Source organism: Deltaproteobacteria bacterium (assembly GCA_016874735.1).
GTDB lineage: Bacteria > Bdellovibrionota_B > Oligoflexia > Oligoflexales > CAIYRB01 > CAIYRB01.
The window spans coordinates 1-1,889 of record VGTI01000163.1 but is presented as its reverse complement, the minus strand read 5'-3'; the positions used below and the strand labels follow the sequence as shown (position 1 = coordinate 1,889).

The window sequence follows — 1,889 nt, the reverse complement described above, 5'->3', positions numbered from 1 at the left end:
TTTTACCTGGATGCTACGACTGAGGGCTATGCCCACCACTATCGCATGTACAGCTACGTCCTTCACGAGATAACGAGCATCGTACGCGACCATTTCAGGGTGCCAGACATATCGCTTATGGGACATTCGATGGGTGGTCACGGCGCTTTAGTGCTCGGTCTGAGACACCCTAGCCTCTTTAAAAGCATCACGGCTTTTGCTCCCATTGTAAATCCTAGCCACGTGCCCTGGGGGGTCAAGGCATTTACCGGATACCTAGGCCCTCGCGGCACTGAACGAGAGACTACTACGCATCACTGGGCTAGTTACGACGCCTGCGAACTCCTGAAGTCAGGTCACCGCCATCCAGGCACCATCCGCATCTTTCAAGGTGGTAGTGATGAGTTTCTCGGTGAGCAGCTTCAACCAGAAGTATTCTGCCAGCTGGCTCGAGAGGTTGGACAGGATCACAAACTTACGTGGTGTGAAGGCTACGATCATAGCTACTACTTTGTGCAGAGTTTTTTGCCTGAGGCGGTGGCGCCTATCGTGAACAAAATAAACCATTAAACGGGCGACAACTATGAGAACAGCGGTCATTGCGATCCTAACGAACCTGCACTTTGCTATCAGCCTATCACCAGCCAAAGCAGCCACGACATTCGAGCAGATATTTTGTCGGGAAAAAGGCTATACGGCCAAAACACTTGAGATTCGGACGATAGGCGACCGCATCCTTTTCCAAGTCGACGAACCTCACCTGGTGGCGGACCATCCCCAAGTCTCATCGAACGTACTGGACTTCGATTTAGCGGCAAGAGACTGTCAACTACAGCCCACTGGCAGGCTAACTTGCGCATCGGCCGACGGGATCCTGCGGCACGGCCTGGGTCGAGGTGTGCTCAAGAAGATAACTTACCACAGTCTCAACCTCACTCTAGAGCCCACGTCCGTCGACCAATCAGAAAAGGGCAATATCCTCAGCTTGCGTGTGGGAGGCGGTGATCTGAGTGGGGAGTTTACACGCGCCTTGTACTTCGAAACAAAAATTACGGGCGACTCTGCCTTCATGTCTTTTTGTAAGCTTGATGGTAAACTGATGAATGAATAGGCTGACATCGCATCATTCATCCAACAGGAAAAAACAGGAAGACCTATCCATGAGTTTCGTCAAAGTCACAATCGAAGCTTCCATCGAGCGGGAACTCCAAAAGGTTTGGAATGCTTGGACGTCCCCCCAGCATATTACACAGTGGAACTTTGCATCCGACGACTGGTGTTGCCCAAGTGCCAACAGTGAGCTGAAAAAGGGCGGACGCTACGTAGCACGCATGGAGGCAAAAGACGGATCCTTCGGCTTTGATTTTGAGGGAGTTTACGAAGATCTTGTGGCACCGTCCTTTATCGCTCTGCGCATGGGCGACGGACGCCTTGCTGAGACCAGATTTGAAGGCGTCGGCAAGACAACAAAGGTAACAACCGTTTTTGATGCCGAAGGCCAGAACCCGATTGATATGCAACGCGAGGGTTGGCAGGCTATTCTCAACAATTTCAAGAAATACGTTGAGTCTCTCTAGTTCTGTGGTCCAAAGTAGGTTTGCCACTCGATTTCGGCCCGTTCACCGAATAGCAGGGTGGCGGCTTTCCTGAGTACGGCACTGTCCCGGAGCTTGTCCTTGGGCACAACCAGGCTAAGTCGCGTGCGGCGACGTAAGAGGTCGTCTAGATGATGAATCATCTCGTAGTCGGCCATATAGGCAACCTCACCCAGGAGTACCGGCTGGTCATCGATAAGCTTAGTGCGTAGGTCCGGACTCCGGCGCATAGATTCCACGATACTGAAAGCATCGTGCCCGTATAAGCGCCAGAGGCGATCAGCAATGGTCCCCTCCCCCAACCAATGATGGTCA

Annotated in this window: 4 protein-coding genes; 3 read left to right on the top strand and 1 reads right to left on the bottom strand. The window is 52.2% G+C overall.

Annotation, left to right across the window (positions count from 1 at the left end; all coding sequences use genetic code 11):
* The 3 genes from FJ146_19985 to FJ146_19975 form a co-directional block, all read left to right on the top strand.
* On the top strand, nucleotides 1-549 hold a 549-nt coding region (locus FJ146_19985; GenBank protein MBM4254253.1), incomplete at its 5' end, for an S-formylglutathione hydrolase.
* A 13-nt stretch (nucleotides 550-562) separates the two neighbouring features.
* Complete coding sequence (locus tag FJ146_19980) at nucleotides 563-1,090, top strand: hypothetical protein (GenBank protein MBM4254252.1); 528 nt, start codon at nucleotides 563-565, stop codon at nucleotides 1,088-1,090.
* 49 nt (nucleotides 1,091-1,139) lie between these two features.
* Entirely contained in the window at nucleotides 1,140-1,556 is a 417-nt protein-coding gene (locus FJ146_19975) for an activator of HSP90 ATPase (protein ID MBM4254251.1), read from the top strand.
* On the opposite strand, the gene FJ146_19970 is transcribed toward FJ146_19975, so the two are convergent.
* The coding region (locus FJ146_19970) for an FAD-dependent oxidoreductase (GenBank protein ID MBM4254250.1) at nucleotides 1,553-1,889 on the bottom strand (337 nt) is incomplete at its 5' end. The genes FJ146_19975 and FJ146_19970 overlap by 4 nt on opposite strands.